General features: G+C 71.4%; 1 pseudogene. It reads right to left on the bottom strand.

Annotation, left to right across the window (positions count from 1 at the left end):
* A pseudogene (locus LZ017_RS21820) lies at positions 1-511 on the bottom strand (heme utilization protein); the annotation flags it as partial.

The following is a 511-nucleotide window of genomic DNA, read 5'->3' as shown; positions in this document are numbered from 1 at the left end:
GCCCTGGATCTGGGCCGAGCCCAGCGCGTCGATCTGCGCGGTGGAGAGCGAGCGCAGCGTCGCGGTGTTCATCGCGCGCAGGTCTTGCGTTTCCAGCGCGGCCATCTGGTCGGTGCCCAGGCCGGCGACCTGGCGTGAGCTCAGCGCGGCGACCTGTTGCGAGCCCAGCGCCTCGATGTTGGCGGTGGCCAGCGCCCCGAGCTGGCTGGAGCTCAGCTGGGTGACTTGGTTGGTGCCCAGCGCGGCGACGTCGGCGCTCTCCATCGTGGAGACCTGGGCCGTGGACAGCGCGGCCAATTGCGCGCTGCCCAGCGCGCGGACCTGGTCGGTGCCCAGCGCGTTGAGATCATCGCTGGACAGGTTGGCGACCTGAGCCGTGGTCAGGCTGGCCACCTGGGCGGTGGACAGGCCCTGGATCTGGGCCGAGCCCAGCGCGTCGATTTGCGCGGTGGAGAGTGCACGCAGCGCGGCGGTGTTCAGCGCGCGCAGGTCTTGCGTTTCCAGCGCGGCC

Source organism: Pelomonas sp. CA6, assembly GCF_022549225.1.
Classification (GTDB): Bacteria; Pseudomonadota; Gammaproteobacteria; order Burkholderiales; family Burkholderiaceae_C; genus Roseateles.
The sequence above is the reverse complement of the archived record's forward strand: the minus strand, read 5'-3'. Positions and strand labels throughout refer to the sequence as shown.